Consider the following 25739-nt stretch of genomic DNA (forward strand, 5'->3'; position numbering starts at 1 on the left):
ACAGCCCCGGTTTTCTTTCGCGTCCGTGATGACAAATCCGTGAAGTCCTGCGATCCTTCGTAACTTTGCGGCCTTGCCGAGGGAATTGGAACACGCAACCGCCAACAGAGAGATGAACGGAGACCCAAGATGACCGATACCCGCACCAACCTGCCGCCGATCACCGCCGATACGCTGGCGGCCATCCTGATAAGCGGGGCGGTCGGGACCGTCGCCTTCGACCTGTGGGGGCAGGCGATCAGCCCGATGCTGGGATTTGCGAACCTGGCGCCGGTTGGACTGGCGCGGTCGCTTCTGGGAACGCTCGGGCTGCCGAACGGGGCGCCCGCGGGCCACCTGATGCATCTGTTCCTGGTGGGGCTGCTGGCCTATCCGATCGGCTGGCTGTTCGTCTTCCGGCCCCTGCAGCAGCACGTGGCGCCCGCGATCCCGATGATCGTTTCCGCAATCGCCTATGGGGCGGGGCTGTGGGTCTTCGCGATCGGCGGGGTGACGGCGGTGGCCGGGCTGCCGTTCTTCCTGGGCTTCACGGGCATCACCTGGGTCGCGCTGGTGGGGCATGTGATCTATGCGATCTTCGCCGCGCTGACCTTCGAATATCTGAACCGACGCTGAGCCGGAGCGGCTGAAGGCGCCCGCATGGGGCGCCTTCGGCAGTGTCAGATGATGGTGCGCCCTTCGGCACGGGCCTTTTGCCATTCCCCAAGGAAGGCGCGGACCAGGACGAACAGCACCACGGCCACGACGACGGGGCAGATCATGGCATAGATGGTCAGGATGGTGGGGGACATGTGGTGTTCCTTTCCTTCAGGATGCGACCTTGTCGAAGCTGCCGGTCTTGCGCCCGATCGCGTCGAAGTCGAAATGGTGATCATTGGCAAAGGACAGCGCCACGCACAGGATCATGCTGACCGCATAGGCCAGAAGCGACGCCGTCAGCACGGGATAGAGATGCAGGAAGCCCACGGCGAAGGGCGCAACTGCGGCCGCCACGACGACCCCGCCGATGATCCCCGCGCGCGCCCCGAGAAAGCCGAATATCATCAGCCCCGCGATGACGCCCACGCCGATCACCCCCAGGATGTCGGTCACGACCGCGACGCCGCCCTCCAGCGCGATCCAGCCGAAACGCACCGGAAAGAACGCGGCCAGCGCCGCCAGCACGGACACCGTGAAGGCACGGTTGCTGACGCGGCTCCAGTAGAAGCTGGCGATTACAGGAAAGACCAGCGCGCCCCAGATGGCGCCGACCAGCACCAGCAGTTCGAGGATGTTGAACTGCGCACTGGCGAAGAACAGCGCCGCACCGGATGCGACGATCATCGTCATGCGCCCGATCAGGAGCATCTTGCGGGGATCGGCATCCCCCTCGCCCGCGATGTTGCGGCCATAGATGTCGGTCATCACGATCGAGGACATGGCGGCAAGGTCGCTGTCCGCGGTCGAGGCGAGCGAGCCGATGATCATCACGAAGAAAACGCACAGAAGCACCGGTCCCAGATAGATCGAGGCCAGTTGCGGGATCAGGTTGTTCGTGTCGCCATTGGCCGGGTCAATGCCCAGATACAGCGCCAGAACGCCCATGACGCCCACGCCGATCACCGTCGCGCCATACCCGATCGTGGCGGTGACGAAGGTCTGCTTGATCTTGTCCTCGCGCACGGCAAACAGCCGCTGCGCGATGGTCTGGTTGCCGATGGCATAGGCCAGCACCGCCGCGATATAGGGGGCGCCCTGGTTGAAGAACGCCTCGGACGAGAAGAAGTCCTGCTGCGACGCCGTCAGGTTCACCGCGCCGCTGACGAAGATCTCGGGGCCGCCCGCCGCGAAGAAGACCGCCGGCACGATGATCACGACCGCGCCCAGCATCGCGCAGACCTGGATGAAGTCGGTCAGGATCGAGGCCCGGACACCCGACCACAGGGTATAGAGCAGCACGCCCGTCGCGATCATCAGGATGCCCGCACTGAAGGACAGGGGCGACAGCATCGCGATCAGCGCACCGCCCGCGATGAAGTTCGATGTCAGGCTGAGAAGGCTGCCCAGCACGTTCGACCCGGCCAGGATCAGCTGGCTGGAGCGTCCGTGGCGTGCGTGCAGGATCTCGGCCAGTGTATGCGCCTCGGGGGCGAGGCTGCGGATGCGACGACCGAAGGGATAGATGAACAGGATCATCAGCGCGCCCCACAGACCGTAATGGATCGGCCCCGAGATGCCGTAGGTGTAGCCCGAGGTCGCCGAGGCATAGAGCGAGGCGGCCCAGATCCAGGTGGCGGTCATGGATGCCGCCGAAATGCCGAAACCGACCTGGTTCCCGGCGGTCATGTAGTTGTCCGCGTTCTCGCGCTTGCGCCCGATCGTCAGCGACAACAGGAAGGTGCCGCCGAAGAAGAACAGCATCAGCGACAGGATGAGCGGGGTTCCTAGGGAGTTGAGTTGCATTGCGCCTTTCTGTCGTTTGGCCATGCGACATCGGCAGCCATGCCGCGCGCGAAGGCGCTGCAGCATTGTTGCGGATGCCACGACGGTGGCCTGATACGGATATGTGCGTCGGCCATGGGGATGCACAGCCTATGGCTGCACGGGCGCATGCAGGGCACGCGCGACCGAAAACGCACTGGGGTTGTGTGCGCGGAAACTATTTCCAAACCTTCCGGATAACAAGTGCTTGAGGGGGAAAGTTTGGAAATGTCCCCGCGCACCCGCCCTATTCCGCCGCGCAGGGCGTCCGTGCGCGCATCAGCAGCGATGCGATCTCGGGGCGGCAGGACCCGCAATTCGTGCCCGCCTGAAGGGCCGCGCCCACCTCTTCGACGCTGGCAAGGCCGCCCGCCTCGATGGCGGTGACGATGGTATTGACGCCCACCCCGAAACAGGAACACAGAAGCGGTCCGGGATCGACGCGTCCGACCGGCGGTCGACCCGTCAGCACGTCCTCGGCACCCGCACCCGGCAGGGTCGCCAGGTAATCGCGCATCACGGCCACGGGTTCGGGCGCAACGAACAGCGCGGCCATCAGCCGCCCCTGGTCGAAGATCGCGATGCGCGCCCTGCCCCGCGCACGGTCCTGCAGGACGACGTATTCGCCCTCCAGCCCGAAGATGTCGCGTGCCTCGGCCTCCCAGTCGTCGATCTTAAACATCCCGGCAAGTTCGGCACGGTGGCCATTCTGGGTCCGGGCGATGGCCCAGTAGGGCAGAGAGGGCCGGAACGGGCGGGCAGATACCGCGAACCCGTACCAGGCCGCGTCGAAACGCTGCAGCGCGACGGTTGCCGCCTTGCTTTCGGGCTGGCCGGAAACCGGATCGGTGAAGGCCGGCACGAGCGCGTCGATCCGGGCCGAAGGCGCGGTCTCGTTCGTCCAGTGGATCGGCGTGAAGACCTGGCCCGGCGCCACCGCATCGGTGATCCTGGCCCGCAGGATCGCCCGCCCGCCGGGATTGGCGATGCGCACCAGATCGGCGGTTCCGATCCCCAGATCGGCGGCATCGCGGGGGTGGATCTCGACAAAAGGTTCGGCCAGATGCGCGGACAGGCGCGGGGACAGCCCGCTGCGCGTCATCGTGTGCCACTGGTCGCGGATGCGGCCCGTGTTCATGCGGAACGGCAGATCGGGGGTTACCGGTTCGGCCGGGCCCCGGCAGGTCACGGGCAGCAGCCGCGCCTTGCCGTCAGGGTGGAAGAACCGCCCATCCGCGAAGAAGCGCCCGCCCTGGCGCGACGCCGTGACGGGCCAGCGCTGCGGGGCGAAGGCCGCGTAATCCGCGTCATCCGTTCCCGCAAGCCCCGAGATGTCGAAATCGCGCCCGAACCGACCCGCGATCCCGGACAATGCGGCATGTTCGCGAAAGATCTGCGCAGGCCCGTCGTAATCGAAGGCCGCGCCATGGCCCATCCGGCGGCCGACCTCGGCCAGCATCCACCAGTCCGGTCGCGCCTGACCCGGCGCGGGCAGCACCGCGCGCTGACGGCTAATCGTCCGGTCGGAATTGGTAACGGTCCCATCCTTCTCGGCCCAGGCGGTGGCGGGCAGCAGCACGTCGGCCAACCGCGCGGTATCCGTGGCCCCCGTCACATCGCTGACCACGACGAAGTCGCAATCCGCGATGGCACGGCGAACGGCGCCTGCGTCGGGCATGGTCACGGCGGGGTTGGTATGGATGATCCACAGCGCCTTGATCCTACCGTCGCCCGCGGCGCGGAACATGTCCACCGCCTTCAGCCCCGGTGCATCCGCCATGCGCGGCGCTTGCCAGAATTCCCGCACCGCAAGGCGGTGGTCAGCGTTCTCGATATCCAGATGGCAGGCCAGCATGTTCGCAAGCCCGCCGACCTCGCGCCCGCCCATCGCGTTCGGCTGCCCCGTGACCGAAAACGGCCCCATGCCCGGTCTGCCGATGCGCCCGGTCGCAAGGTGACAGTTCAGGATGGCGTTCACCTTGTCCGCACCCGAGGTCGACTGGTTCACGCCCTGGCTGAATACGGTCACGACACGCTCGGTCCGGATCCAGAGATCGCAGAACGCTTCAAGCTGTTCGGCATCCAGCCCGGTATCGGCCTCGTCGGCGCGGGCGGCTTCCAATGCCTGCGGCAGCCCTTCGGTTCGCGCCGCGAAGTTCCAGTCCAGCGCGCCCGCATCCGCGATCCGTGCCAGCAGCCGGTTGAAGACCGCGACATCCGCGCCGGGCGCCAGCGCCAGATGCATGTCGGCCTGATCGCAGCTGGCGGTCCGTCGCGGGTCGATGACGACGATCTTCGTGCCCCGCGCCTGCCTGGCGGCCAGCAGGCGCTGATGCAGGACCGGATGACACCACGCCAGGTTCGATCCGACCAGCACCACCAGATCGGCCTGTTCCAGGTCGTCATAGGTGCCGGGCACCGTGTCGGTCCCGAAGGCCCGCCTGTGCCCCGCCACGGTCGAGGCCATGCAGAGCCGCGAGTTCGTGTCGATATTGGCCGATCCGATGAACCCCTTCATCAGCTTGTTGGCGACATAGTAATCCTCGGTCAGCATCTGCCCCGAGACGTAGAAGCCCACGCTGTCGGGGCCGTGGCGGTCGATCGTGTCGCGGAACTTCTCTGCCACGTGATCCAGGGCGCCGTCCCAATCCGTCGCGCGCCCATTGACGACGGGCGCGGTCAGGCGACCCCCCGTGCCGACCGTCTCGCCAAGTGCAGACCCCTTGGAACAGAGCCTGCCGCGATTGGCCGGATGATCGGGATCGCCCCTGACCGACAGCCCCCCCGCGCCGTCGGGGCGCAGCAGCGCCCCGCAGCCCACCCCGCAATAGGGGCAGGTGGAACGCGTCTCGCCGCTCATGCGGCGGCCCTGCGCAGAAGGGTCGCGTCGATCAGGATGCGGCCCTGTTCGACCCTGACGGGATAGGTCGCGATGCTTGCATCCTCGCCCCGCGCCTGCCCGGTTTCCAGATCGAAGACCCAGTTGTGCAGCGGGCAGGTCACCGAGCGGCCATGCACGATGCCTTCGGTCAGGGGTCCCTGCCGGTGCGGACAGCTGCCGCCGGTGGCGAAGACCTCGTTCAGGTCCGTGCGAAAGACCGCGACGCAGCCCATATGGGTGCGCAGCTTGCGTGATCCGCGCAGGGGGATGTCATCGATGGCGCCGATATCGATCCAGTTCATTCCGCAGCCTCCAGTGTCAGGTCGGCGATCGGGGCGTATTCCGCCGCGCGCGTGGCGGCATGTTCGGCCCAGGGATCCTTGCGATAGATGGTTTGCGACAATTCGAACGCGTCGATCAGACGACGACGTTCAACCGGGTCCTCGATCCGTTCGCGCACCCAGTCCAGCCCCACCTTCGCGATCCACTTGTAGGGCCGGTCCAGGTATTTCGCGTTCTCGCGATAGAGCTGGACGAAGGCGGTCGTCACCTCGATGGCCTCGGCCTCGGTCGGGACGTCCAGCAGGCGCTCGGTCTCGCGCAGGTCCATGCCTGCGGCCCCGCCGACGCCGATCTGGTATCCGCTGTCCACGCAGACGATGCCCACATCCTTGCAGGTCGCCTCGGCGCAGTTGCGCGGGCAGCCCGAGACGCCCAGCTTGACCTTGTGCGGCGTCCACGACCCCCAGAGCAGCTTTTCCAGCTGGACGCCCAGGCCAGTGCTGTCCTGCGTCCCGAAGCGGCAGTGGTCGGTCCCCACGCAGGTCTTCACCGTCCGCAGCCCCTTGGAATAGGCGTGTCCGGACACCAGCCCCGCACGGTTCAGATCGGCCCAGATCGCGGGAAGATCCTCGCCCCGCACGCCCAGCAGGTCGATGCGCTGGCCGCCGGTGACCTTGACGGTCGGGACGTTGTACTTCTCGGCGGCATCGGCGATGGCGCGCAGCTCGGTCGGGTTGGTCAGCCCGCCCCACATGCGGGGAACGACGCTGAAGGTGCCGTCCTTCTGGATGTTGGCGTGCTTCCTTTCGTTGATGAAGCGGCTCTGCGGATCGTCGCGATATTCCAGCGGCCAGTCGGCCAGCAGGTAGAAGTTGATCGCGGGCCGGCAGACATGGCAGCCGTTGCGGGTCTTCCAGCCCAGTTCCTGCCACACGGCCTCTTGCGATTTCAGCGGCATGGTCTTGATCAGACGGCGCACGTCCTCGTGGGTGTGGTCGGTGCAGGCGCAGACGGGCTTCGCGGTCGGCATCGCGAAATCGTCGCCAAGCGTGACCTGCAGAAGCTGTTCGACCAGCCCCGTGCAGGTGCCGCAGGATGCGCTGGCCTTGGTGGTCGCGCGCAGGGCGTCCAGATCATGCGCGCCCGCGCCGATGGCATCGGTGATCGTGCCCTTGCAGATGCCGTTGCAGCCGCAGATCTCCGCCTCAGGCGGCAATGCTGCAACGGCTGACAGAGGGTCCGCCGAGGCACCCCCCTGGAAGGCCGGCCCGAAGATCAGCGTCTCGCGCATGTCGTCGATTGGCGTCGCATCCTTGATGAGACCGAAGAACCAGTTCCCGTCGGCGGTATCGCCATACATGACGGCACCGATCAGGCGGTCCCCCTCGATCACCAGGCGCTTGTAGATGCCGCGGGCCGGGTCGCGGAACACGATATCCTCGCGCCCTTCGCCATCGGCGAAATCGCCCGCGCTGAACAGATCGCAGCCGGTGACCTTCAGCTTGGTCGACAGCGATTTCTGCACGAATGCCGCATCCTGCCCCAGAAGGGTCTGCGCGACGACCTTCGCCTGATCGTAGAGCGGCGCGACCAGACCGAAGACCGCGCCCTGGTGTTCGACGCATTCGCCCACCGCGAAGACATCCGCGTCCGAGGTCCGCATCTGGTCGTCCACATGGATGCCGCGCCCGACGGCCAGGCCGCTGTCCTTGGCAAGCGCCACGTTGGGGCGGATGCCCACGGCCATCACCAGCAAATCGCAGGGCAGATCCGTGCCGTCATCCAGCCGCAGGGCCGCAACGCGACCGTCCCGGCCCACGATCTCCTTGGAATTGGCCTGAAGCCTGACCTCGATCCCCTTGGTTTCAAGGGATTTCCGCAGCAGGTATCCCGCCGCCTCGTCCAGCTGGCGTTCCATCAGGTGGCCCATGATATGGACCACGGTCACATGCGCACCGCGTGCGGCCATGCCCGCCGCCGCCTCGAGGCCCAGCAGCCCGCCGCCGATCACGACGACGCGCTTGCCCGCGCCCATCGCCATCATGCGCTGCGTATCTTCCAGGTCGCGATAGGCGATGACGCCTTCCAGATCGTGCCCCGGCAGGGGAATGATGAACGGATTGGACCCCGTGCCCATGATCAGCCGGTCATAGGGCACCGCGCCGTGTTCGCCATGCACGACGCGCGCCTCGCGGTCGATGCGCAGGACCTTTTCGCCGAAACGGGTGGCGATGCCGCGATCCGCGTACCAGGCATCGTCATGGGTGACGATCTCCTCGTAGGTCTTGTCGCCCGACAGGACCGGCGACAGCATGATGCGGTTGTAGTTCCCGCGCGGCTCGGCATTGAAGAGGGTGATCTCGAAGCTGTCCGGGGCAGCATCGGTCAGATGTTCCAGCACGCGCCCCGAGGCCATGCCCGCGCCGATCACGACGATCTTCTGCTTTTCCATGTCCATTACTCCGCAGCGATGACCTTGGGCGCCTTGGCGGCCCGGGTCCTGGCATCGTTGGGCCGCGTGCCATGCTCGTATTCCTGGAGGAAATCCAGAACTTCCTGGCGGTAGGCGTAATAATCGGGATGCTCCAGCAGCGCCTTGCGGGTGCGGGGGCGCGGCAGATCGACCTTGGTGATCTTGCCGATCGTGGCCTGCGGGCCGTTCGTCATCATCACGACGCGGTCGGCCAGCAGGATCGCCTCGTCCACGTCATGGGTCACGCAGATCGCGGTGACCTTGGTCCGGGACCAGACCTCCATCAGAACCTCCTGCAACTCCCACCGGGTCAGGCTGTCCAGCATGCCGAAAGGCTCGTCCAGCAGCAGCAGCTTGGGCGACAGGGCGAAGGCGCGGGCGATGCCCACGCGCTGCTGCATGCCGTTCGACATCTCGCAGGCGGGACGGTCCATCGCGTCGGCCAGTCCGACCCGTTCAAGATAGTATTCCACGACATCCTGCCGTTCGGACTGGCTGGCGCGGGGATAGACCTTGTCCACGCCGACGCTGACGTTTTCCTTAGCCGTCAGCCAGGGGAACAGCGACGGCGATTGGAAGACGACGGCCCGTTCGGGATCGGCCCCCTGCACGTGGCGGCGGTCCAGCGTGATCGCGCCCTTGCTGATGTCGTTCAAGCCCGCGGCCATCGTCAGCACGGTGGATTTCCCGCAGCCCGAATGCCCGATCAGCGAGATGAACTCTCCTCGGTCGATCTTGAGGTCGAAATCCTCGACCACGGTCAGAGGCCCTTTCGGCGTGGGATAGATCTTGTGCAGCTGCGAGAACTCAAGGAAGCGCTGCTCGGCCATCCCGGCCTGTGCCTCGACCACGGCCGAGGGTTTGCCGAAGATCGGGGTCACGTCGGGCAGCACGCGCGTGCCCTCGATCCGGGATTCGATGCCCGCATCCATCAGGTATCCGGTGACGGCTGCGCGCAGCTTCTTGAAGGCCGCGTCGCTGTTCATCGCACCCCGATCGCGGGGGCGGGGAAGTTCAACCCGAAATTCCCGGCCAAGCGTGCCATCGGGGTTCAGCGGCACGATGCGGTCGGCCAGCAGGATCGCCTCGTCCACGTCGTTCGTGATCAGGACGCAGGTCTTGCGGTCGGCGGCGCAGATGCGCTCGATCTCGTCGGCAAGGTTCGCGCGGGTCAGCGCGTCCAGCGCCGACAGCGGCTCGTCCAGCAGCAGCATCTCGGGGTCCATCGCCAGGGCCCGGGCGACGTTCACGCGCTGGCGCATCCCGCCCGACAGTTCCGCCGGACGCCGATGCGCGGCGTGGCCCAGCCCCACCATGCGGACATAGTGGTCGACCTTGGCGGCACGTTCGGCGCGCGACAGGTTCGGGAACATCGTGTCCACCGCCAGCGCCACGTTCCCGTTCACCGTCAGCCAGGGCATCAGCGAATAGGACTGGAAGATCACGCCGCGTTCGGGACCGGGTTCGGTGATCTCCTGCCCCTTGAAGGTGACACGGCCGCGGGTGGGGCGTTCCAGCCCCGCCATCAGGTTGATCAGCGTCGTCTTGCCCGTGCCGGAGAAGCCCAGGATCACCAGGAATTCGCCGGACTGGACCTGCAGGTCGACATCCTTCAGGACGGTATTCTCACCGAAACCCTTCGAGACGCCCTTGAATTCGAGAACGGTCATGATCGGCCCCTCAGCGGTTGTTGGTGAAGGTGAACAGCGACTGGATCGTGAACATCAGGCGGTCGAGCAGGAAGCCGATGATCCCGATGGTGAAGACCGCCACCATGATCTTGGCCAGCGACTGGCTGCTGCCGTTCTGGAACTCGTCCCAGACGAACTTGCCCAGGCCCGGGTTCTGGGCCAGCATCTCGGCCGCGATCAGGACCATCCAGCCCACCCCGAGCGACAGCCGCAGGCCGGTGAAGATCAGCGGCAGCGCGGATGGCAGGACCAGCTTGCGGATCTTGGTCCAGGTGCCCAGCTTCAGCACCTTCGAGACGTTGATCAGGTCCTTGTCGATGCTGGCCACGCCAAGCGCCGTGTTGATCAGCGTGGGCCAGAGCGAACACAGCGTCACCGTGATCGCCGAGACGAGGAAGGATTTCTCGAACCAGCCGTCATCGCTGACATAGAGCGCCGAGACCACGATGGACACGATCGGCAGCCATGCCAGCGGAGAGACCGGCTTGAAGATCTGGATGATCGGGTTCAGCGCCGCATTGGCCGTGGGCGACAGGCCGGCCGCGATCCCCAGGGGAACCGCAACCGCCGTCGCCAGCAGGAAGCCAAAGAACACCGTCACGATCGAGGTCCAGATCTGCTGATAGTAGGTCGGCGCGCCGGTGAACTCGCGAAAGCGGGGCTCCTCGCCCTCGGCGATTCGGGCGGCATTGCGTTCGTCCTGCCGGGCATAGAAGTCGGCAGCCCGTTCGCGGGTGCGGATCGCGTCGTCGTTCAGGTTGACGACCTGTTCCCAGACCTGCGCCGGGCCGGGGATCGCCCCGAGCGATGTCTGCACACGGGGCGCAAGCACCGACCACATCATCAGGAACAGCGCGATGGCCAGAAGCGGCACCCCCAGAAGCCGCCACAATTCACGGCCCTGCGTGCGGGCATTGTCGCCCGCCGCGATCCGCATCATCGGCGTCAGCCAGCCCAGCCCCGCGACCTTCAGCCAAGCATCCGCCTTGTTGATGCGGGTGAAGTTGCGTTCACGGCGTGCCTCGCGGGCGGCGGTGAAATTCGGGTCGATGGTGGTCATGATCCTGCCCCTCAGCCGGTGATTTCGCCATCGGCGATCTTCTGATCGCCGGTCAGGCCGATGGGGAAGCTGTCGATATAGGCGTTGGGCGTGCGCCCGTCATAGGGGATGCCGTCGATCAGCGTGTCCACCGGTTCCTTGAAGCCGTCGCTGTCGAAGGGGAAATCGCCCGCATCTGCCAGCCCCTCGTCCACCAGGCTCTGGGCGGCTGCAAGATAGATGTCGGGGCGGTACACGGATTTCGCGACGTCGTGATACCATTCGTCGGTCTGCGGTTCCGCGATCTGGCCCCAACGGCGCATCTGGGTCAGGTACCAGACCGCGTCAGAATAGAAGGGATAGGTCGCGTTGTAGCGGAAGAACACGTTGAAATCGGGCACCTCGCGCACATCGCCCGGTTCGTATTCGAAGGTCCCGGTCATGGAGGCGGCGATCACCTCGGCATCGGCGCCCACATATTCGGGCCAGCTGAGCATCTCGACCGCCTCTTCGCGGTTGGCATTGTCGTCGGCGTCCAGCCACATGGCGGCACGGATCAGGGCACGGACGATCGCCTTGGTGGTCTCGGGGTTCTGTTCCACGAATTCGGCGGTCAGGCCGAAGACCTTCTCGGGGTTGTCGGGCCAGATCTCGTAATCGGTGACGACGGCCACGCCGATGCCGCGCTGCACGGCGGCCTGGTTCCAGGGTTCGCCCACGCAGTAACCGTGGATCGTCCCGGCCTCGAGGGTGGTCGGCATCTGCGGCGGGGGCGTCACCGACAGGAAGACATCCGCGCCGATCTGGCCCGACACGTCGTCAGGGCTGTAATAGCCGGGCTTCAGACCGCCCGCGGCCAGCCAGTAGCGCAGTTCGTAATTGTGCGTGGACACGGGAAAGACCATGCCCATGTTGAAACGCTCGCCCTCGTCGCGGAACTGTTCAACGACGGGCTTCAGCGCCTCGGCGCTGATCGGGTGGACGGGCCGACCGTCATCCATCGAGGGGATGTTCGGGCGCATCGCCTCCCACACGTCGTTCGAGACGGTGATGCCGTTGCCGTTCAGATCCATCGAGAAGGGCGTGACGATATGCGCCTCGGAGCCGTAGCCGATCGTGGCGGCCAGGGGCTGACCGGCCAGCATGTGCGCACCGTCCAGCGTCCCGTCGATCACCCCGTCCAGCAGGACCTTCCAGTTGGCCTGCGCCTCCAGCGTGACGAACAGGCCCTCGTCCTCGAAGAAGCCGCGCTCGTAGGCGACGGCCAGGGGGGCCATGTCGGTCAGCTTGATGAAGCCGAAGGTCAGTTCGTCGATCTCGAGGTCCTGCGCGGCGGCGGGGCCGGCAAGGGCGGTGCTTGCGATTAGGCTGGCAAGAAGGCGCTTCATGGAAGATGTCTCCTGTCACATGTGCCCCGGCATCTGGCGTGGGGGCGGAAAACGAAAAAAGCCGCTGACCTGCCCTGCCTTGCGGCAAGGGGTCGAGCGGCTGTGCTCATGGGTCCCGGCGATGGGGGTCCCGCATTCTGATTGGGTATTCCGACCCGAGGACGCCATTGCCCTCGTTGGATCCAGCATCGGCGGCGGTCGGCGGACGGTCAAGCGGCGGGCGGGCGGGCATCGGATATTTCATCGCGCCGCGGCCGGAATGCCCGAAAATCGGGCGTCAGGGGTCGTAAGGGTCGAAAATATGACCATCGAGAAAAGCATCAGGCTGCAGGATCACGTCCCCTTCGACCGAGGGGACAGGCATCGGCTGGTGCAGCGCGCCCTCGACCTTCTCGTTCGCGCCGGGCAGATCGGCGCCGATTCCCACAAGCTGCTTGCGATAGATGTCGGGCCGGAAGACCTGACCCGCCCGTGCCATGGCTTGGGTCACATCGCCCCCCGTGCGCTGCGCAAGGCGCTGGCCGATCCATTTCGCCTGGCTGCGCCATGGAAAGCCGGTCGCCCCGCCATGGAACTCGACGAAGCGATCGACGTGACGCTCCTCTCCTCGCGACGATACGACCAGCCGCCCTGCCAGCGCGCGGTCGATCATCTCGGGGGGAAGGTCCAGCCAGGCGGGCCGCGACAGGATCTCGGACGCGGCGGTGCGGGCATCGGGGTTCGCAAGCCAGCGCGACGCCCGCCAGACCGCGCGCATCAGCCGTCCCAGCAGATGGGGTTCCGTCTCGGCCCAGTCGGTCCGCACCGCCAGCACCTTTTCCGGCGCGAACGACCAGATCGCGCGGCCGGGCAGCAGAAGCGCGCCGTATCCCGCCTCGACCGAGACCGAGCCCCAGGGTTCGCCCACGCAGAAGGCGTCGATCTCTCCATCCGCCAGGGCCTCGGCCATCAGGGGGGGCGGCACGGTGCGGATGGTGACGGGGATGCCGGCCAGCGGGGTCGCCTCGAACCACCGATGCAGCAGTTCGACATGCATCGAGAAGGGGAACGGGGCGCCGATCGTCAGCCCGTCCGGTGCCACGCGGGCCAATGCCGCCCCCGCCGCCATCGGGTCGCGGAAATCGAACGGATGGCCGTCGGCACGCAGCAGATCCTCCAACCGGCGGCTGACGCCGATCACGTCGCCGTTCATCGACAGCACCATGACCGCCGACAGCGCGGTCGATACGCCCCCCATGCCAAGCGCCATGGCCACGGGCACCGGCGACAGCAGATGCGCCGCGTCCACCCGCCCGAAGGCCAGCATGTCGCGGACCGACGACCACGAGGGCGCGGCGATCAGGTCCAGATCCAGCCCCTCGTTCGCGGCAAAGCCCATTTCCTGCGCCACGATCAGCGGGGCGGCATCGACCAGCGGCATATAGGCGATGGGCAGTCGCAGCATCTTCATGACAGCAGCTCCGACGCGGTGACCAATGCCTGCGCGACCTCGACGATCTTGCGACCCTGATCCATCGCCGCGCGGCGCAGCAGGGCATAGGCCTCGTCCTCGCCGATGCGGCGGGATTTCATGATGAGCCCCTTGGCCCGGTCGATGACCTTGCGTTCCTCCAGCGCGCGCCGCGTCTCGGCCAGTTCGGACCGCATCTGGCGCATCATCTGGAATCGCGCGATCGCCGTGTCCATCACCGGGGTCAGGCGTTCGGGCAGCAGCCCGTCCACGACATAGGCGCTGACGCCCGCCTCGACCGCCGCGCGGGCCAGGCCGCCCGCCGCCCCCGACACGAACATCGCCACGGGCCGGTCCAGCGGGCCGGATGCAAGGGTCAGTTCCTCAAGCATGTCGCGGGTGGGGTTGTCGATGTCGATCAGCACGATGTCGGGCTGGCAGGCCGCGATCTTGCGTGCAAGTCCGGTCGCATGGCCGATCACGTGGACGTCGTGATCGCCCGCATCACGCAGGGCATCGACGATCGCGATGGCGCGGTCGCGGTCTTCCTCGACGACGACGATGGAGAGGGGCTCGCTCATGCGACATCAATCGGGCAGGATCGGCGCGGGGCAAAGGGCTAATGCGGGCAGAACGGGTCGCGCCTGCGGGATTGCATGTTTTTTGTGCAGCACCTGCGATGCGAAGCTGCTTGACCTTGGCCCCGAAGGCGGCAAACCGTCATCCATGTTCGGCTTTCGCGATATCGACATCATCCGCGCCATCGTGCGCCACGGCGGCTTTCGGGCCGCATCCGATGCCACGGGGCTTGCGCAATCCGCGATCTCTCGTCGGGTCAGGCACCTCGAGAGCAGGATGCGCATCACCATCTTCGAACGCGACGGGCGCGGCGTGCGCCTGACCGCCCCCGGCCGCCGCCTGCTGGAAGAGGCCGAGATCCTGATCGCCCAACGCGATCGCATCCTGGAGGAACTGACCCAGGGCGACATGGCCGGCGTCGTCCGCCTGGGCGTGGCCGAGACGATGACCCACACGATCCTGCCACGCCTGCTGACCGATCTGCGCACCCGCCACCCCCTGCTGCGGTTCGAGATTTCGGTCGATACCTCGGAACAGATGGCGCAGATGCTGATCGAGGATCAGCTGGACGTCGCCATCCTGCTGCGCGACCAGGCCCCGCGCGGCGCGCATCTGGCGGCCCTTCCCCCCGTCAGCCTGGGCTGGTTCGCGGCGCCTGCGCATTTCGCGCTGCCCCGCCCGGCGGGCATCGACGATCTGGCTGCGAACCCCATCGTGTCCTTTCCGAAATCGACGCTGCCGCATCGGCGGGTTCTGGACCTGCTGTCGCCCGGTCGCAGGCGGGCGGTCGCGGTCCACGGCTCGGCCTCGCTTGCGACGGTGCTGCACCTGGTGGGTCAGGGCTTCGGCATCGGGACGATCCCGCATGACATCGTGCGCGCCTGGCCCCATGTCGGGATCGAGGAGATCCCGACACGCGCCGATGCCCGCCTGCCCGATCTGGATTTCGCGATCTGCTTCATGCCCGAGCGCAACGAGGATATCGGGCGCGAGGTCACCAATGCCGCGCTGGCCGCCGCCGAATGATCCCCTAGGGTGATCAGTAATGGGCATAAATGAACTATTGATTAGATATGACGATCTGCTGAATCCTGAGCCGAGCTTTGCAGGAGATCCGTCATGTCCACCGCCGCCCCCGCCCTGCACGATCCCGCGATCCTGCGGGCACGGATTCGCAGCGGTGAATTCGACGGCCCTACGGCGGGGCATGGCGGCGATGCGCTGCAGGCCAATCTGGTGATCCTGCGCAGCAGCGATGCCGCCGATTTCCTGCGCTTCTGCCAGTCGAACCCGCGCCCCTGCCCGCTTCTGGCGGTGGGCGAGCCCGGCAATCCCGCGCTGCCGACGCTTGGCGACGGGATCGATCTGCGCCATGACATTCCGCGCTATCGCGTCTGGCACGACGGGGAACTGGTGGCGGAACCGACCGACATCGCCGCTCTGTGGCAGGACGACATGGTGTCCTTCGCGCTCGGATGCTCCTTCAGCTTCGAGGATGCGCTGACCCGCGCGGGCATCCCCGTCCGCCACCAGGATGCGGGCCGCAATGTGCCGATGTATCGCACGAACCTGCCCACGCGCCCTGCGGGACGCTTTGGCGGGCCGGTCGTCGTCAGCATGCGCGCCATGCCCGCCGCCGACGCGATCGAGGCCGTGCAGATCTGCGCCCGGATGCCCCTGGCGCATGGCGCGCCGATCCACCTGGGCGACCCCTCGCGGATCGGCATCGACGATATCGACGCGCCCGATTACGGCGATGCGCCCGATATTCGTGACGGCGACATCCCGGTCTTCTGGGCCTGCGGCGTCACCCCGCAGGCCGCCATCGCCAGCGCGCGCCCCGCGATGGCGATCACGCACGCCCCCGGCCACATGCTGGTCACCGACATTCCGGCAGACCGCGCGGAGACGCGGCTGACCGGCATCTACCGATAAGAACCAACAGGAGAGACGACATGAAACGCACCACGCTTGCCCTTCTGGCCAGCACCGCCCTGATGGCGACCCCGACCCTAGCCGAGGAACTTGCCGTTGTCGGCAGCTGGTCGAACCTGCCGCTGTACCAAGATTTCGAGAGCCCGTTCTGGACCGAGAAGCTGCCCGAGATGACGGATGGCGAATTCACCGCGCAGCTGACCAGCTTCGACCAGATGGGCATCGCCGGGTCCGACGTCTACCGGATGCTGGGCGACGGCGTCTTCGACGTGGGCGCGACGGTGGCCGATTACACCGTGGGCGATGCGCCCGAACTGGAAGGTCTGGACGTGCCGCTGGTCGCCACCACCCCGGCCGAGGCGCAGGCCATGGTCGAGGCCGCCCGCCCGATGGTCGACGACATCATGCGCGACCGCTTCGGCGCCGAGGTGCTGGGCATCGCGCCCTATCCGCCGCAGGTCGTCTTCTGCAAGGGCGACGTCGCCTCGTTGGCCGATCTGGAGGGCAAGAAGGTGCGCGGATCGGGCCGCATGACCACGAAGTTCCTCGAGGCGCTCGGGGCCGAGGGCATCAACATCGCCTTTTCCGAGGTGCCGGGATCGCTGGAGCGCGGCGTGATCGACTGCGCGGTGACCGGCGCGGGCTCGGGCTATTCCGCGGGCTGGTGGGAAGTGTCCGACACGCTGATGACCATTCCGCTTGGCGGCTGGGACGCGGTCGTGATCGCGATGAATGCCGACCGCTTCGACGGCTTCACCGAAGATCAGCAGACCACGCTGAAATCCGCCGTGGCCGAAGGGCTGGAGGCCCCCGCATGGGCCGCAGCCGAGGGCGGACTGGAGAACGACATCGCCTGCCTGACGGGCACCGGCGAATGCGCGTCGGGCGATGCCGCCTCGATGACGCTGGTCGAACCGAGCGAGGCCGATGTCGAGACCGCGCGCGAGATCCTGACCACCGAAGTCCTGCCCGACTGGGCGGAACGCGCGGGCGGCGATTGGGCGGCCCGCTGGAACGAGACGGTCGGTCAGGCCGTCGGCGTGACCATCCAGTAAGCCGGGACCACCATCATGACAGACACCTTGCACGGCGCGCTTCGGCGCGCCAACCGTATCGTCGCGCTGCTCCTCGGGGTTGCGCTGCTGCTGACCGTCGCCTTCATCCTGACAGATGTGATCCTGCGCAAATTCGGCTGGGGATCGCTTGGCGGCTCGGACGAGGTGTCGGGCTATGTCATGGCGGCTGTCGCAAGCTGGGGCCTGGCCTGCGCGCTGCTGGACCGCGCGCATGTCCGCATCGACGTGCTGCGCCAGAAGCTGGCGCAGCCCTCGCAGGCGGTGATGGACCTCTTTGCCATGATCGTCACCAATGGCGTCGTGCTGTTGATCGCGTGGTATTGCTGGCCGGTCCTGCAGAAGACCCTAGAACGCGGATCGCGGGCCAACACCCCGCTGGAGACGCCCCTGTGGATCCCGCAGGGCATCTGGTTTTCCGGCTGGCTGTGGTTCGCGCTGTCGGCGACGCTGCTGTCGCTGATCGGCATCGTGCATCTGGCCAAGGGCCGTCGATCCGATTTCGACGCCGCCATCGGCATGGGATCGGAGCTGCAGGAATGATCTGGACCGTCGCGATTTCCCTTCTGGGCCTGATGGCCCTGTCGATCCCGGTGGGCATCGTCCTGTTCATCCTGGGCATCGGCGTGGGCGAGTTCTATTCGGCATTTCCGCTGCTGCGCGGGCTGGGTCAGGTGATCTGGTCGGCATCGAATTCCTCGACCCTGATCGCCATTCCGCTGTTCGTGCTGCTGGGCGAGATCCTGGTGCGCGGCGGGGTGGCCGAACGCACCTATGCGGCGCTGGACAAATGGCTGTCCTGGCTGCCGGGCGGGCTGGTCCATGCCAATATCGCGACCGCGACGATGTTCTCGGCCACGTCGGGATCGTCGGTGGCGACCGCCGCGACCGTGGCAACTGTCGCCATGCCGCAGGCCGAGCGTCTGAACTACGACCCGCGCCTGTTTTCCGGCGCGATCGCGGCGGGCGGCACGCTCGGCATCCTGATCCCGCCCTCGATCAACCTCATCGTCTACGGCTTCCTGACGGAAACCTCGATCCCGCGCCTGTTCTCGGCGGGGCTGATCCCGGGGCTGCTGATGGCGCTGGCCTTCATCGCGGTCACCGCCGCGATCTGCCTTGCGCGTCCGCATCTGGGCGGTCCGTCGCGCAGCTTCACCTGGGGCGAACGCGCGGGCAGCCTGATCCAGCTTGTGCCGATCATCCTGCTGTTCGCGGTGGTCATCGGCTCGATCTATGCGGGTTGGGCCACCCCCACCGAAAGCGCCGCGATCGGCGTCGTCATGGCCGGGCTGATCGCGATCTTCCTGGGCGACGGGCTGGGCCCGCGCGCGCTGAGCGATGCCCTGCACGGCACGATCCGCATTTCCGCGATGATCATGCTGGTCGTCGCTGGTGCGTCCTTCCTGAACTTCGCCATGACCTCGGCGGGGCTGGGACGGCAGCTGACCGAGATGATCGAAGGATCCGGCCTGTCGCCCTTCGGCACGTTGCTGCTGGTGATCGCGCTGTATCTGGTGCTGGGCTTCTTCATCGAGACGCTGTCGCTGATGGTCGCGACCATCCCCATCGTCGTGCCGATCATGGCGGGCCTGGGTTACGACAAGGTCTGGTTCGGCATCCTGATGATCGTCTTGATCGAGATGGCGCTGATCACCCCGCCCGTCGGCCTGAACCTGTTCGTCGTGCAGGGCGCCCGCAAGAGCGGCTCGATCAATCAGGTCATCATGGGCGCGATCCCCTATGTGCTGGTCATGATCTGCATGATCGCCGCGCTGATCGCCCTGCCGGGGCTGGCGCTCTGGCTGCCCTCCATTCTTTGACAAGGACCGATTTCATGCAATTCACCGTCGATGGCCGCCCGCTGGACCTGACGCCCGCGAACCTCATCATCGCGGGCTGGACCAGCCGCAATCAGGACGCCATCCAGCACCATATCGACGAGCTGGCCGAACTGGGGGTCAAGCCGCCCTCGGCCACGCCGCTCTTCTATCGCGTGTCGGCATCGCTTCTGACCACCTCGGATCGGATCCAGGCCGTTGGCCCGGCATCCTCGGGCGAGGTCGAGCCGATGATCGTGCAGGACGGCACCCGTCGCTGGCTGGGGCTGGGGTCCGACCATACGGATCGCGCGCTCGAGGCGCATTCGGTCGCCATGTCGAAGCAGGTCTGCGCCAAGCCCTGCGCGGCCGAACTGTGGGATTGGGACGGGATCGCCGACCGGCTCGAAGATCTGGTGCTGGAAAGCTGGATCCACGAGAACGGCGACTGGGTCGAATACCAGAAGGGCACGGCGGCCTCGATCCGGCCGCTGGCCGATCTGATCGACGGCGCGGGGTTCGACGACCTGGCCAAGGACGGCCCCGTCGCGATGATGTGCGGCACCTTCGGCGCGATCGGCGGCGTGCGTCCCGCGGGTCGTTTCCGGATGCGCATGACCGACCCCGCGACGGGGCGCAGCATCACCCATGAATACGCCACGACCACCCTGCCCGACATCGCCTGAACAGGCCATTGACAGCATCGGCGTCCATGCCGACAGTTCCGGGCATTCCGGAACTTCGCGAGGACGCCGATGCCACTTCCCAAGCTGTCGCTCCAGGTCCTCGAAGCGTTCGAGACCGTCGCCCGCCATGGCTCGATGCAAGAGGCTGCGGCCCAGCTCGGGATCTCGATCTCGTCGGTGTCGCATCACGTCGCCCGGCTGGAGGAGGAACTGGGGGCGACCCTTCTGGACCGGACCACCCGGCCCTTTGCCCTGACGCGAGAGGGGCGCGAGACACTGCACCACCTGTCCCTGGGGCTGCAACACCTGCGCCGCGCCACCAGCGAGACCGCCGTCGCGGGCCTGCTGGGCGCGCGGTCGCTGAATGTCGGCCTGGTCGAGGATTTCGAAAGCAATCTCGGCCCCGAGCTTGCGGGCATCCTTGCCGGTCGGATGCCGCGCGCCAAGCTGTCCTTCAGCAATGTCCTCAGCCATCAGGCGCCCGACCTGCTGCGCCGGGGCGATCTGGACATCGCCATCGCATCCGACCCAGATCGCAACATCGGCGACCTTCAGGTGCTGCCCCTGCTGCGCGATCCCTTCGTGATCGTGCACCCCGCGAACCTGCCCGTATCGCCCGAGGACCTGCTGCGCGGGGCGCATGCCCTGCCCTTCCTGCGCTTCAACCCGTCCCACCAGATCGGACGGCTGGTCGAAGCGCATCTGGCGCGCAACCGCATCTCGCTGACCGAGCGCTACAATTTCGACACCGTGCAATCCATCATGGCGGTCGTCGCCAAGGGCCAGGGCTGGTCCATGATCACGCCCCTCGGCTATGTCCGCGCCGAAAGATTCGCATCGCAGGTTCGCCTGCGCCCCCTGCCGGTCGCGGGCTTCACGCGGCGGATATCATTGCTGGCAAGGGCGGATTTCGATCGCGCGGCGGCAGGCGCCATCGCGCAACTGGTTCGGACCACCCTGCCCCCCGTGGCCATCGAACCGGCGCTGGCGGGCCATTCATGGCTTGCCGAAAGTTTCACCGTCGTGACCGACCCAAGCTGAAAGCCGCGCCACGAAGGCCCCCGCAATCGTGGGCGCTGCAAACACAGTTCCGGAAAACCGGGAACTGTCGGCATCCCGATTGACCGGACGGGCGCCCTGGTTCTGGCATGGCCGCAGAACAGTCACTTCATTCCACGGGGTAAGACAACATGCGGGACCAGGCACGGGTCGTGATCATCGGGGGCGGCATCGCGGGATGCTCGGCGCTTTATCATCTGACGCAGGAGGGGTGGACCGACGTCATGCTGATCGAACGGGACGAGTTGACATCCGGCACGACCTGGCATTCCGCGGCGCAGGTCACGAATTTCGGCATGACCCAGACCATGGTCGGGCTGAAAACGCATTCAATCAATCTGTACAAGGAACTGCGCGACGATCCCGAATATCCTGTTGGCTATAACTATGGCGATGGCGGCATCCGCCTGGCCAATACCGAAGCGCAAATGGACGGCTATCGCCACTTCACCTCGATGGCGGCCGGGATGGGCGTCGAATTCGAGGTGCTGGACGCCGCCGAATGCGCCCGCCGTCATCCGCTGATTTCCACCGACAACCTGCTGGGCGGCCTTTGGGATCCGACCGACGGGCATATCGACCCCGCGCAGCTATGTCAGGCGCTGGCCCGTCGCGCCCGTCTGGCCGGTGCCGAGGTGAACCGCCACACCCCCGTGACCGGCCTGACCCAGCATCCCGACCACACATGGACCGTCCATACCACCAAGGGCGACGTGAAGACCGAGATCGTGGTCAATGCCGGTGGCTATCGTTGCAACGAAATCGGCGCGATGATGGGCGTCAGCCACCCCGTCGCCTCGATGGAGCATCAGTATTTCCTGACCGAGGATATCCCCGCCATCGCCGAGGCCGGCCACCGCATGCCGCTGCTGCGTTGCCCGATCAGCGATTACTACTGCCGTCAGGAAAAGGGCGGTCTGCTGCTGGGCTTCTATGAACAGGATTGCCGCACATGGGGCATGGACGGGATCGACCCCAAATTCACCAATGACCTGTGCCCCGACGATCTGGACCGTGTGACCGACGTGCTGGAAGGCGCATTCGCCCGCATGCCCGCCCTGATGGAAACAGGCATCCGCAGCGTCGTGAACGGTCCGATCACCTATACCATCGACGGCGCGCCGCTGGTCGGCCCGATCCCCGGCAAGCGCAATGCCTTCTGCATCATCGGTCTGCGTGCGGGTCTGGGCGAAGGTGGCGGCCACGGCTGGTTGCTGGCGCAGCAGATCGTCCATGGCGAGGCGCAATACGACACATGGGTCATCGACCCGCGCCGCTTTACCGGACATGCCACGGTCGAACTGACCGCCTTGAAGGCGATCGAGGATTACCAGAACGAATTCCGCTTCCACTTTCCGCATGAACACCGCCCCGCCGGTCGCCCGATGAAAACCACCCCCCTGACCGCCGTGCTGGCAGCCGAGGGCGCGGAATTCGGCACCGTCAACGGCTGGGAACGCGTGGATTACATCAAGCCCTCGCCCGACTTCCACGAGACCCTGGGCTTCCGCTTCAACGAGGTGCAGGACATCGTCGCCGCCGAGGTGGATGCGGTCGCCACGGGCGTCGGCATCACCGAGGTGTCGGGCTTCAACCGGTTCGAACTGACCGGCCGCGATGTCCACGCCTTCCTCGACCGGATGTTCTGCGGACGGGTCGCGAAGAAGCCCGGCCGCGTCGGTCTCGGCTATCTGCTGAACGACCATGGGATGCTGAAGGGCGAGGCGACAGTCGCGAACATCCCGGCCTCGGATCGCGGACCGGACCGGGTCTGGTATGGATCGGCGGCGGCGTCGGAATATCACGACATGGATTGGCTGGCATCCCATATCCGCGCGGACGAGGATGTCGCGATCCGGTCGCTGACCAACCAGCAGACGATCCTGGTGATCGCCGGTCCCAAGGCGCGCGACGTCCTGCAGGGGGCCGCGCGCGGCGACTGGTTGAAAGAGGCCTTCCCCTGGCTGTCCGTCCGCGAAACGCATATCGGCATCGCCCCCGCGACCGTGCTGGGCGTGAGCTTCTCGGGCGAACTCGCCTATGAAATCCACGTCCCGAACGAGAGCTTGCACGCCGCCTATATCGCGTTGCGCAAGGCGGGCGAGTCCCACGGGATGCGGCTGTTCGGCGCCCGGGCGGTGGATTCGATGCGCATGGAAAAGGGCTTCTTGCACTGGAAGGCCGACATCCTGACCGAGTTCGACCCGTTCGAGACCGGTCTCGACCGCTTCGTCAAGCTGGACAAGCCCGATTTCATCGGTCGCGAGGCCCTGCTGAAGCGCCATGCCGCCGGACCGTCGCGCAGGCTGGTCACCCTGCGGGTCGATACGCGGGACGCCCCCGCGCACCCGGGCGCATCCCTGCGCCAGGACGGACGCATCGTGGGCACCGTCACCTCGGGCGACCTGGGGCATCGGACGGGGCTGAACCTTGCCTATGCCTTTGTCGAACCGGGCGTTTCCGCCGAAGGCACGCAGCTGTCGGTCGATATCATCGGCACGGCGGTCCCCGCGACGGTGATCCCGGCCAGCCCCTATGATCCGGGCTTCGCGAAGATGCGCGGCTGAGCCGAACTGGACCTACGAATGCAGCCCTCTGGCCCTAACGCCGGGGGGCTGCACGCCATTATACCGGAACATGCCGAAATTCCGTGGCCGAGGACCCTTCCATGACCAAGCAGAACATGATCGACACCGCCCCCGACGAGGTGTTCGCCGCCTATCGTCAGGTCAACCTGATCGACGCCAAGCGCGTCCCCGCCAACGCGGCGCTGGACGTGACCGCCCCCGCGACCGGCCTGGTCCTGGGTCAGGCCGCCGCCAGCGACGCGGATGAAACCGCCGCCGCCGTCGCATCCGCCAAGACCGCCCAGATCGCCTGGGCGCAGGTGCCCGCCCGCGAACGCGGCAAGCGCGTCGCCGCCGCCGCCCGCGCCGTGGCCGAGAACGCCGAACTGATCGCGCAGGTCCTTGCGCGCGAAACCGGCAAAGCCATCCGCACCGAATGCCGGGGCGAGGTCGCGGTCGCCGCCGACATCATCGAGTTCTATGGCGGGCTGGGGTCCGAGCTGAAGGGCCAGACCGTCCCCTACAACCCGCGCATGCTGACCATGACCACCCGCGAACCGCTTGGTGTGGTTGCGGCCATCGTGCCCTGGAACGTGCCGCTGGTCCTCTTTGCGCTCAAGATCGGCCCGGCGCTGGTCGCGGGCAATTCGGTCGTGCTGAAATCCTCGGAGGAGGCGCCCTTCGCCACCTTCCTCATGGCCGAGATCATGATGGCGCATCTGCCCGCGGGCGTGCTGAACGTCGTGAACGGCACCGGCGCCGTCTGCGGCAACGCCCTGACCGGCCATCCCGACATCGCCAAGATCACCTTTACCGGCTCGGAAGCCGTGGGCGAGGCGATCTACAAGGTCGGCGCATCGCGCATCATCCCGGTGTCGCTGGAACTGGGCGGCAAATCCCCGATGATCGTCTGCGAGGATGCGGATCTGGACAAGGCCGTCGCGGGCGCCATCTCGGGGATGCGCTTCACCCGCCAGGGCCAGAGCTGCACGGCCGCCAGCCGCATCTATGTCCATGACAGCCTGATGGACGCGTTCATGGAACGCCTGGGCGCCCAGCTGGACAAGCTGGTCATCGGCGACCCGCTGGACGAGGCGACCGATGTGGGCACCATCATCAATGCCCGCCAGATCGCCACGATCAACGGATATGTCGCCCGGGCCGAGGCGACCGAGGGCGCAACCGTCACCCGTTATGGCCAGCTGCCGAAGGATGCGGCGCTGTCCCCCGATCTGTTCGTCCAGCCGACGATCCTGTCGGGCCTGCCCGACGATCATCCCTGCGTCATGGAGGAGATCTTCGGCCCCGTCGCCGTCGTTCAGCGTTGGAGCGATTACGACCAGGTCATCGAGCTGGCCAACAGCACGCATTACGGACTGGCCGCATCGGTCTGGACGCGCAGCCTGCATGTCGCGCTGGACAGCACCTCGCGGCTGAACGCAGGCTATGTCCAGGTGAACCAGAACCTGACGATCCAGCCCAATGTCAGCTATGGGGGCTTCGGGCGTTCGGGCCTGGGCAAGGAGGCTTCTCTCGAGGCCATGCTGGAGCATTTCACGCGGTCCAAGACCATCGTCATGAATTTCGACTGATGGAAGACATCATCGTGCTGTCCGCTGCCACCTTGGCGGCGGGCTTTCTGCGGGGCGTGACCGGGTTCGGTTTCGCCCTTGCTGCCGTTCCGCTCTACAGTCTCAGCGTGCCGCCGCTGCAGGCGGTCATCATGGCGCAGATGCTGCAGATCGCCGCCGCCCCCACCGATATCGTGCAGAACCGGCGCAGCGTCGATCGCAAGGCACTGACGCTGCTGTGTTCGGGGGCGTTGATCTTCACGCCCGTCGGGGCATATTTCGCGACGCGCCTGCCGGCCGACGCGATGAGGCTGGCGATCGCGGTCGTGGTGTTGATGGGACTGGCCGCCCTGATGGCCAAGGTCACGATCCGCGACGGCAAGGGGCCGGCCATCACGGCGGGCGCGGTCGCGGGTCTGCTGGGGGGGCTGGCCGCGATGCCGGGACCGCCCGCCGTCGCCTATTTCCTGGGCCGCGGTGCGGGCAAGGCCGCAAGCCGTGCATCCCTGCTGCTGTTCTTTGCCTTCACCGCGATCATCGCACTTGGGTCGCTGGCCCTGGGGTCCGACGTGCTGCGATGGGACATGCTGATGGCATCGGTGATCGCCTATCCCTCGATGCTGATCGGAAACTGGGCGGGAACGCGGCTGTTCCAGCGCCTTGGGGATGGGCATTACCGCGTCGCGGCACTGGGCGTCCTGTTCATCTCGGCGGTGCTGACAGGGGTCAAGGGCGTCGCGGGCCTGATCTGATGCCTTGCAACGAAGAACGCCGCCCCGATCGGG

The 25739-nt window shown here is 66.6% G+C and carries 21 protein-coding genes; 11 read left to right on the forward strand and 10 right to left on the reverse strand.

The window, feature by feature from the left end; genetic code table 11:
• Positions 1-129 precede the first annotated feature (129 nt).
• Positions 130-615: a hypothetical protein gene (locus tag KO490_RS08345; RefSeq protein ID WP_216018955.1), complete on the forward strand. Its 486-nt coding sequence runs from the start codon at positions 130-132 to the stop codon at positions 613-615.
• A 44-nt stretch (positions 616-659) separates the two neighbouring features.
• Here KO490_RS08345 and KO490_RS08350 read toward each other — a convergent pair whose 3' ends face one another.
• From KO490_RS08350 to KO490_RS08395, 10 genes are all read right to left on the reverse strand, one after another.
• Positions 660-791, reverse strand: coding sequence for a putative transporter small subunit (locus KO490_RS08350; RefSeq protein ID WP_216018956.1), 132 nt, complete (start codon positions 789-791; stop codon positions 660-662).
• 16 nt (positions 792-807) lie between these two features.
• Positions 808-2442 carry a sodium:solute symporter family protein gene (locus KO490_RS08355; RefSeq protein WP_216018957.1) on the reverse strand — a complete coding sequence of 545 codons (1635 nt, stop codon included), beginning with the start codon at positions 2440-2442 and terminating at the stop codon, positions 808-810.
• Between the two features lie 265 nt (positions 2443-2707).
• Positions 2708-5320, reverse strand: a complete 2613-nt coding sequence (locus tag KO490_RS08360) for a nitrate reductase (protein ID WP_216018958.1) — start codon at positions 5318-5320, stop codon at positions 2708-2710.
• Positions 5317-5643 carry a nitrite reductase small subunit NirD gene (gene nirD / locus KO490_RS08365; protein ID WP_216018959.1) on the reverse strand — a complete coding sequence of 109 codons (327 nt, stop codon included), beginning with the start codon at positions 5641-5643 and terminating at the stop codon, positions 5317-5319. Before nirD ends, KO490_RS08360 begins: the two co-directional genes overlap by 4 nt.
• Positions 5640-8075, reverse strand: coding sequence for a nitrite reductase large subunit NirB (gene nirB, locus KO490_RS08370; protein WP_216018960.1), 2436 nt, complete (start codon positions 8073-8075; stop codon positions 5640-5642). Before nirB ends, nirD begins: the two co-directional genes overlap by 4 nt.
• Positions 8076-8080: 5 nt before the next feature.
• Entirely contained in the window at positions 8081-9766 is a 1686-nt protein-coding gene (locus KO490_RS08375; RefSeq protein ID WP_216018961.1) for an ABC transporter ATP-binding protein, read from the reverse strand.
• 10 nt (positions 9767-9776) lie between these two features.
• A complete protein-coding gene (locus KO490_RS08380; RefSeq protein WP_216018962.1) occupies positions 9777-10847 on the reverse strand; it encodes an ABC transporter permease in 1071 nt (356 codons plus the stop codon).
• A gap of 11 nt (positions 10848-10858) precedes the next feature.
• Positions 10859-12214: a CmpA/NrtA family ABC transporter substrate-binding protein gene (locus KO490_RS08385; protein WP_216018963.1), complete on the reverse strand. Its 1356-nt coding sequence runs from the start codon at positions 12212-12214 to the stop codon at positions 10859-10861.
• A gap of 277 nt (positions 12215-12491) precedes the next feature.
• Positions 12492-13664: an ABC transporter substrate-binding protein gene (locus tag KO490_RS08390; protein WP_216018964.1), complete on the reverse strand. Its 1173-nt coding sequence runs from the start codon at positions 13662-13664 to the stop codon at positions 12492-12494.
• Complete coding sequence (locus tag KO490_RS08395) at positions 13661-14245, reverse strand: ANTAR domain-containing response regulator (RefSeq protein ID WP_216018965.1); 585 nt, start codon at positions 14243-14245, stop codon at positions 13661-13663. The genes KO490_RS08390 and KO490_RS08395 overlap by 4 nt, the downstream gene beginning before the upstream one ends.
• A 145-nt stretch (positions 14246-14390) precedes the next feature.
• On the opposite strand from KO490_RS08395, the gene KO490_RS08400 reads away from it, so the two are divergent.
• From KO490_RS08400 to KO490_RS08445, 10 genes are all read left to right on the forward strand, one after another.
• Positions 14391-15269, forward strand: coding sequence for a LysR family transcriptional regulator (locus KO490_RS08400; protein WP_216018966.1), 879 nt, complete (start codon positions 14391-14393; stop codon positions 15267-15269).
• Between the two features lie 93 nt (positions 15270-15362).
• Positions 15363-16178 carry a putative hydro-lyase gene (locus tag KO490_RS08405; RefSeq protein ID WP_216018967.1) on the forward strand — a complete coding sequence of 272 codons (816 nt, stop codon included), beginning with the start codon at positions 15363-15365 and terminating at the stop codon, positions 16176-16178.
• Positions 16179-16198: 20 nt separating this feature from the next.
• A complete protein-coding gene (locus KO490_RS08410; protein ID WP_216018968.1) occupies positions 16199-17233 on the forward strand; it encodes a TRAP transporter substrate-binding protein in 1035 nt (344 codons plus the stop codon).
• A 15-nt stretch (positions 17234-17248) separates the two neighbouring features.
• Positions 17249-17794 (forward strand): TRAP transporter small permease subunit, encoded by a 546-nt coding sequence (locus KO490_RS08415; protein WP_216018969.1) that lies wholly within the window; start codon positions 17249-17251, stop codon positions 17792-17794.
• Positions 17791-19074 carry a TRAP transporter large permease gene (locus KO490_RS08420; protein ID WP_216018970.1) on the forward strand — a complete coding sequence of 428 codons (1284 nt, stop codon included), beginning with the start codon at positions 17791-17793 and terminating at the stop codon, positions 19072-19074. The genes KO490_RS08415 and KO490_RS08420 overlap by 4 nt, the downstream gene beginning before the upstream one ends.
• Before the next feature lie 14 nt (positions 19075-19088).
• Positions 19089-19757 (forward strand): DUF2848 domain-containing protein, encoded by a 669-nt coding sequence (locus KO490_RS08425; protein ID WP_216018971.1) that lies wholly within the window; start codon positions 19089-19091, stop codon positions 19755-19757.
• Positions 19758-19826: 69 nt separating this feature from the next.
• Positions 19827-20798 (forward strand): LysR family transcriptional regulator, encoded by a 972-nt coding sequence (locus KO490_RS08430; RefSeq protein ID WP_216018972.1) that lies wholly within the window; start codon positions 19827-19829, stop codon positions 20796-20798.
• A 149-nt stretch (positions 20799-20947) separates the two neighbouring features.
• Positions 20948-23383, forward strand: a complete 2436-nt coding sequence (locus KO490_RS08435; protein ID WP_216018973.1) for an FAD-dependent oxidoreductase — start codon at positions 20948-20950, stop codon at positions 23381-23383.
• A 101-nt stretch (positions 23384-23484) separates the two neighbouring features.
• Entirely contained in the window at positions 23485-24975 is a 1491-nt protein-coding gene (locus tag KO490_RS08440) for an aldehyde dehydrogenase family protein (protein ID WP_216018974.1), read from the forward strand.
• Entirely contained in the window at positions 24975-25706 is a 732-nt protein-coding gene (locus KO490_RS08445) for a sulfite exporter TauE/SafE family protein (protein WP_216018975.1), read from the forward strand. Before KO490_RS08440 ends, KO490_RS08445 begins: the two co-directional genes overlap by 1 nt.
• The last annotated feature ends 33 nt before the right edge of the window (positions 25707-25739 follow it).

It is taken from the genome of Paracoccus sp. C2R09 (genome assembly GCF_018860625.1).
In the GTDB taxonomy this organism is placed as follows: Bacteria; Pseudomonadota; Alphaproteobacteria; order Rhodobacterales; family Rhodobacteraceae; genus Paracoccus.

Coding starts and splice junctions, on each gene's coding strand:
- nirB (WP_216018960.1), bottom strand. CDS start 8,075: ATGGAAAAGCAGAAGATCGTCGTGATCGGCGCGGGCATGGCCTCGGGG.
- KO490_RS08420 (WP_216018970.1), top strand. CDS start 17,791: ATGATCTGGACCGTCGCGATTTCCCTTCTGGGCCTGATGGCCCTGTCG.
- KO490_RS08395 (WP_216018965.1), bottom strand. CDS start 14,245: ATGAGCGAGCCCCTCTCCATCGTCGTCGTCGAGGAAGACCGCGACCGC.
- KO490_RS08410 (WP_216018968.1), top strand. CDS start 16,199: ATGAAACGCACCACGCTTGCCCTTCTGGCCAGCACCGCCCTGATGGCG.
- KO490_RS08405 (WP_216018967.1), top strand. CDS start 15,363: ATGTCCACCGCCGCCCCCGCCCTGCACGATCCCGCGATCCTGCGGGCA.
- KO490_RS08390 (WP_216018964.1), bottom strand. CDS start 13,664: ATGAAGATGCTGCGACTGCCCATCGCCTATATGCCGCTGGTCGATGCC.
- KO490_RS08415 (WP_216018969.1), top strand. CDS start 17,249: ATGACAGACACCTTGCACGGCGCGCTTCGGCGCGCCAACCGTATCGTC.
- KO490_RS08440 (WP_216018974.1), top strand. CDS start 23,485: ATGACCAAGCAGAACATGATCGACACCGCCCCCGACGAGGTGTTCGCC.
- KO490_RS08355 (WP_216018957.1), bottom strand. CDS start 2,442: ATGCAACTCAACTCCCTAGGAACCCCGCTCATCCTGTCGCTGATGCTG.
- KO490_RS08345 (WP_216018955.1), top strand. CDS start 130: ATGACCGATACCCGCACCAACCTGCCGCCGATCACCGCCGATACGCTG.
- KO490_RS08375 (WP_216018961.1), bottom strand. CDS start 9,766: ATGACCGTTCTCGAATTCAAGGGCGTCTCGAAGGGTTTCGGTGAGAAT.
- nirD (WP_216018959.1), bottom strand. CDS start 5,643: ATGAACTGGATCGATATCGGCGCCATCGATGACATCCCCCTGCGCGGA.
- KO490_RS08380 (WP_216018962.1), bottom strand. CDS start 10,847: ATGACCACCATCGACCCGAATTTCACCGCCGCCCGCGAGGCACGCCGT.
- KO490_RS08400 (WP_216018966.1), top strand. CDS start 14,391: ATGTTCGGCTTTCGCGATATCGACATCATCCGCGCCATCGTGCGCCAC.
- KO490_RS08430 (WP_216018972.1), top strand. CDS start 19,827: ATGCCACTTCCCAAGCTGTCGCTCCAGGTCCTCGAAGCGTTCGAGACC.
- KO490_RS08445 (WP_216018975.1), top strand. CDS start 24,975: ATGGAAGACATCATCGTGCTGTCCGCTGCCACCTTGGCGGCGGGCTTT.
- KO490_RS08385 (WP_216018963.1), bottom strand. CDS start 12,214: ATGAAGCGCCTTCTTGCCAGCCTAATCGCAAGCACCGCCCTTGCCGGC.
- KO490_RS08435 (WP_216018973.1), top strand. CDS start 20,948: ATGCGGGACCAGGCACGGGTCGTGATCATCGGGGGCGGCATCGCGGGA.
- KO490_RS08360 (WP_216018958.1), bottom strand. CDS start 5,320: ATGAGCGGCGAGACGCGTTCCACCTGCCCCTATTGCGGGGTGGGCTGC.
- KO490_RS08350 (WP_216018956.1), bottom strand. CDS start 791: ATGTCCCCCACCATCCTGACCATCTATGCCATGATCTGCCCCGTCGTC.
- KO490_RS08425 (WP_216018971.1), top strand. CDS start 19,089: ATGCAATTCACCGTCGATGGCCGCCCGCTGGACCTGACGCCCGCGAAC.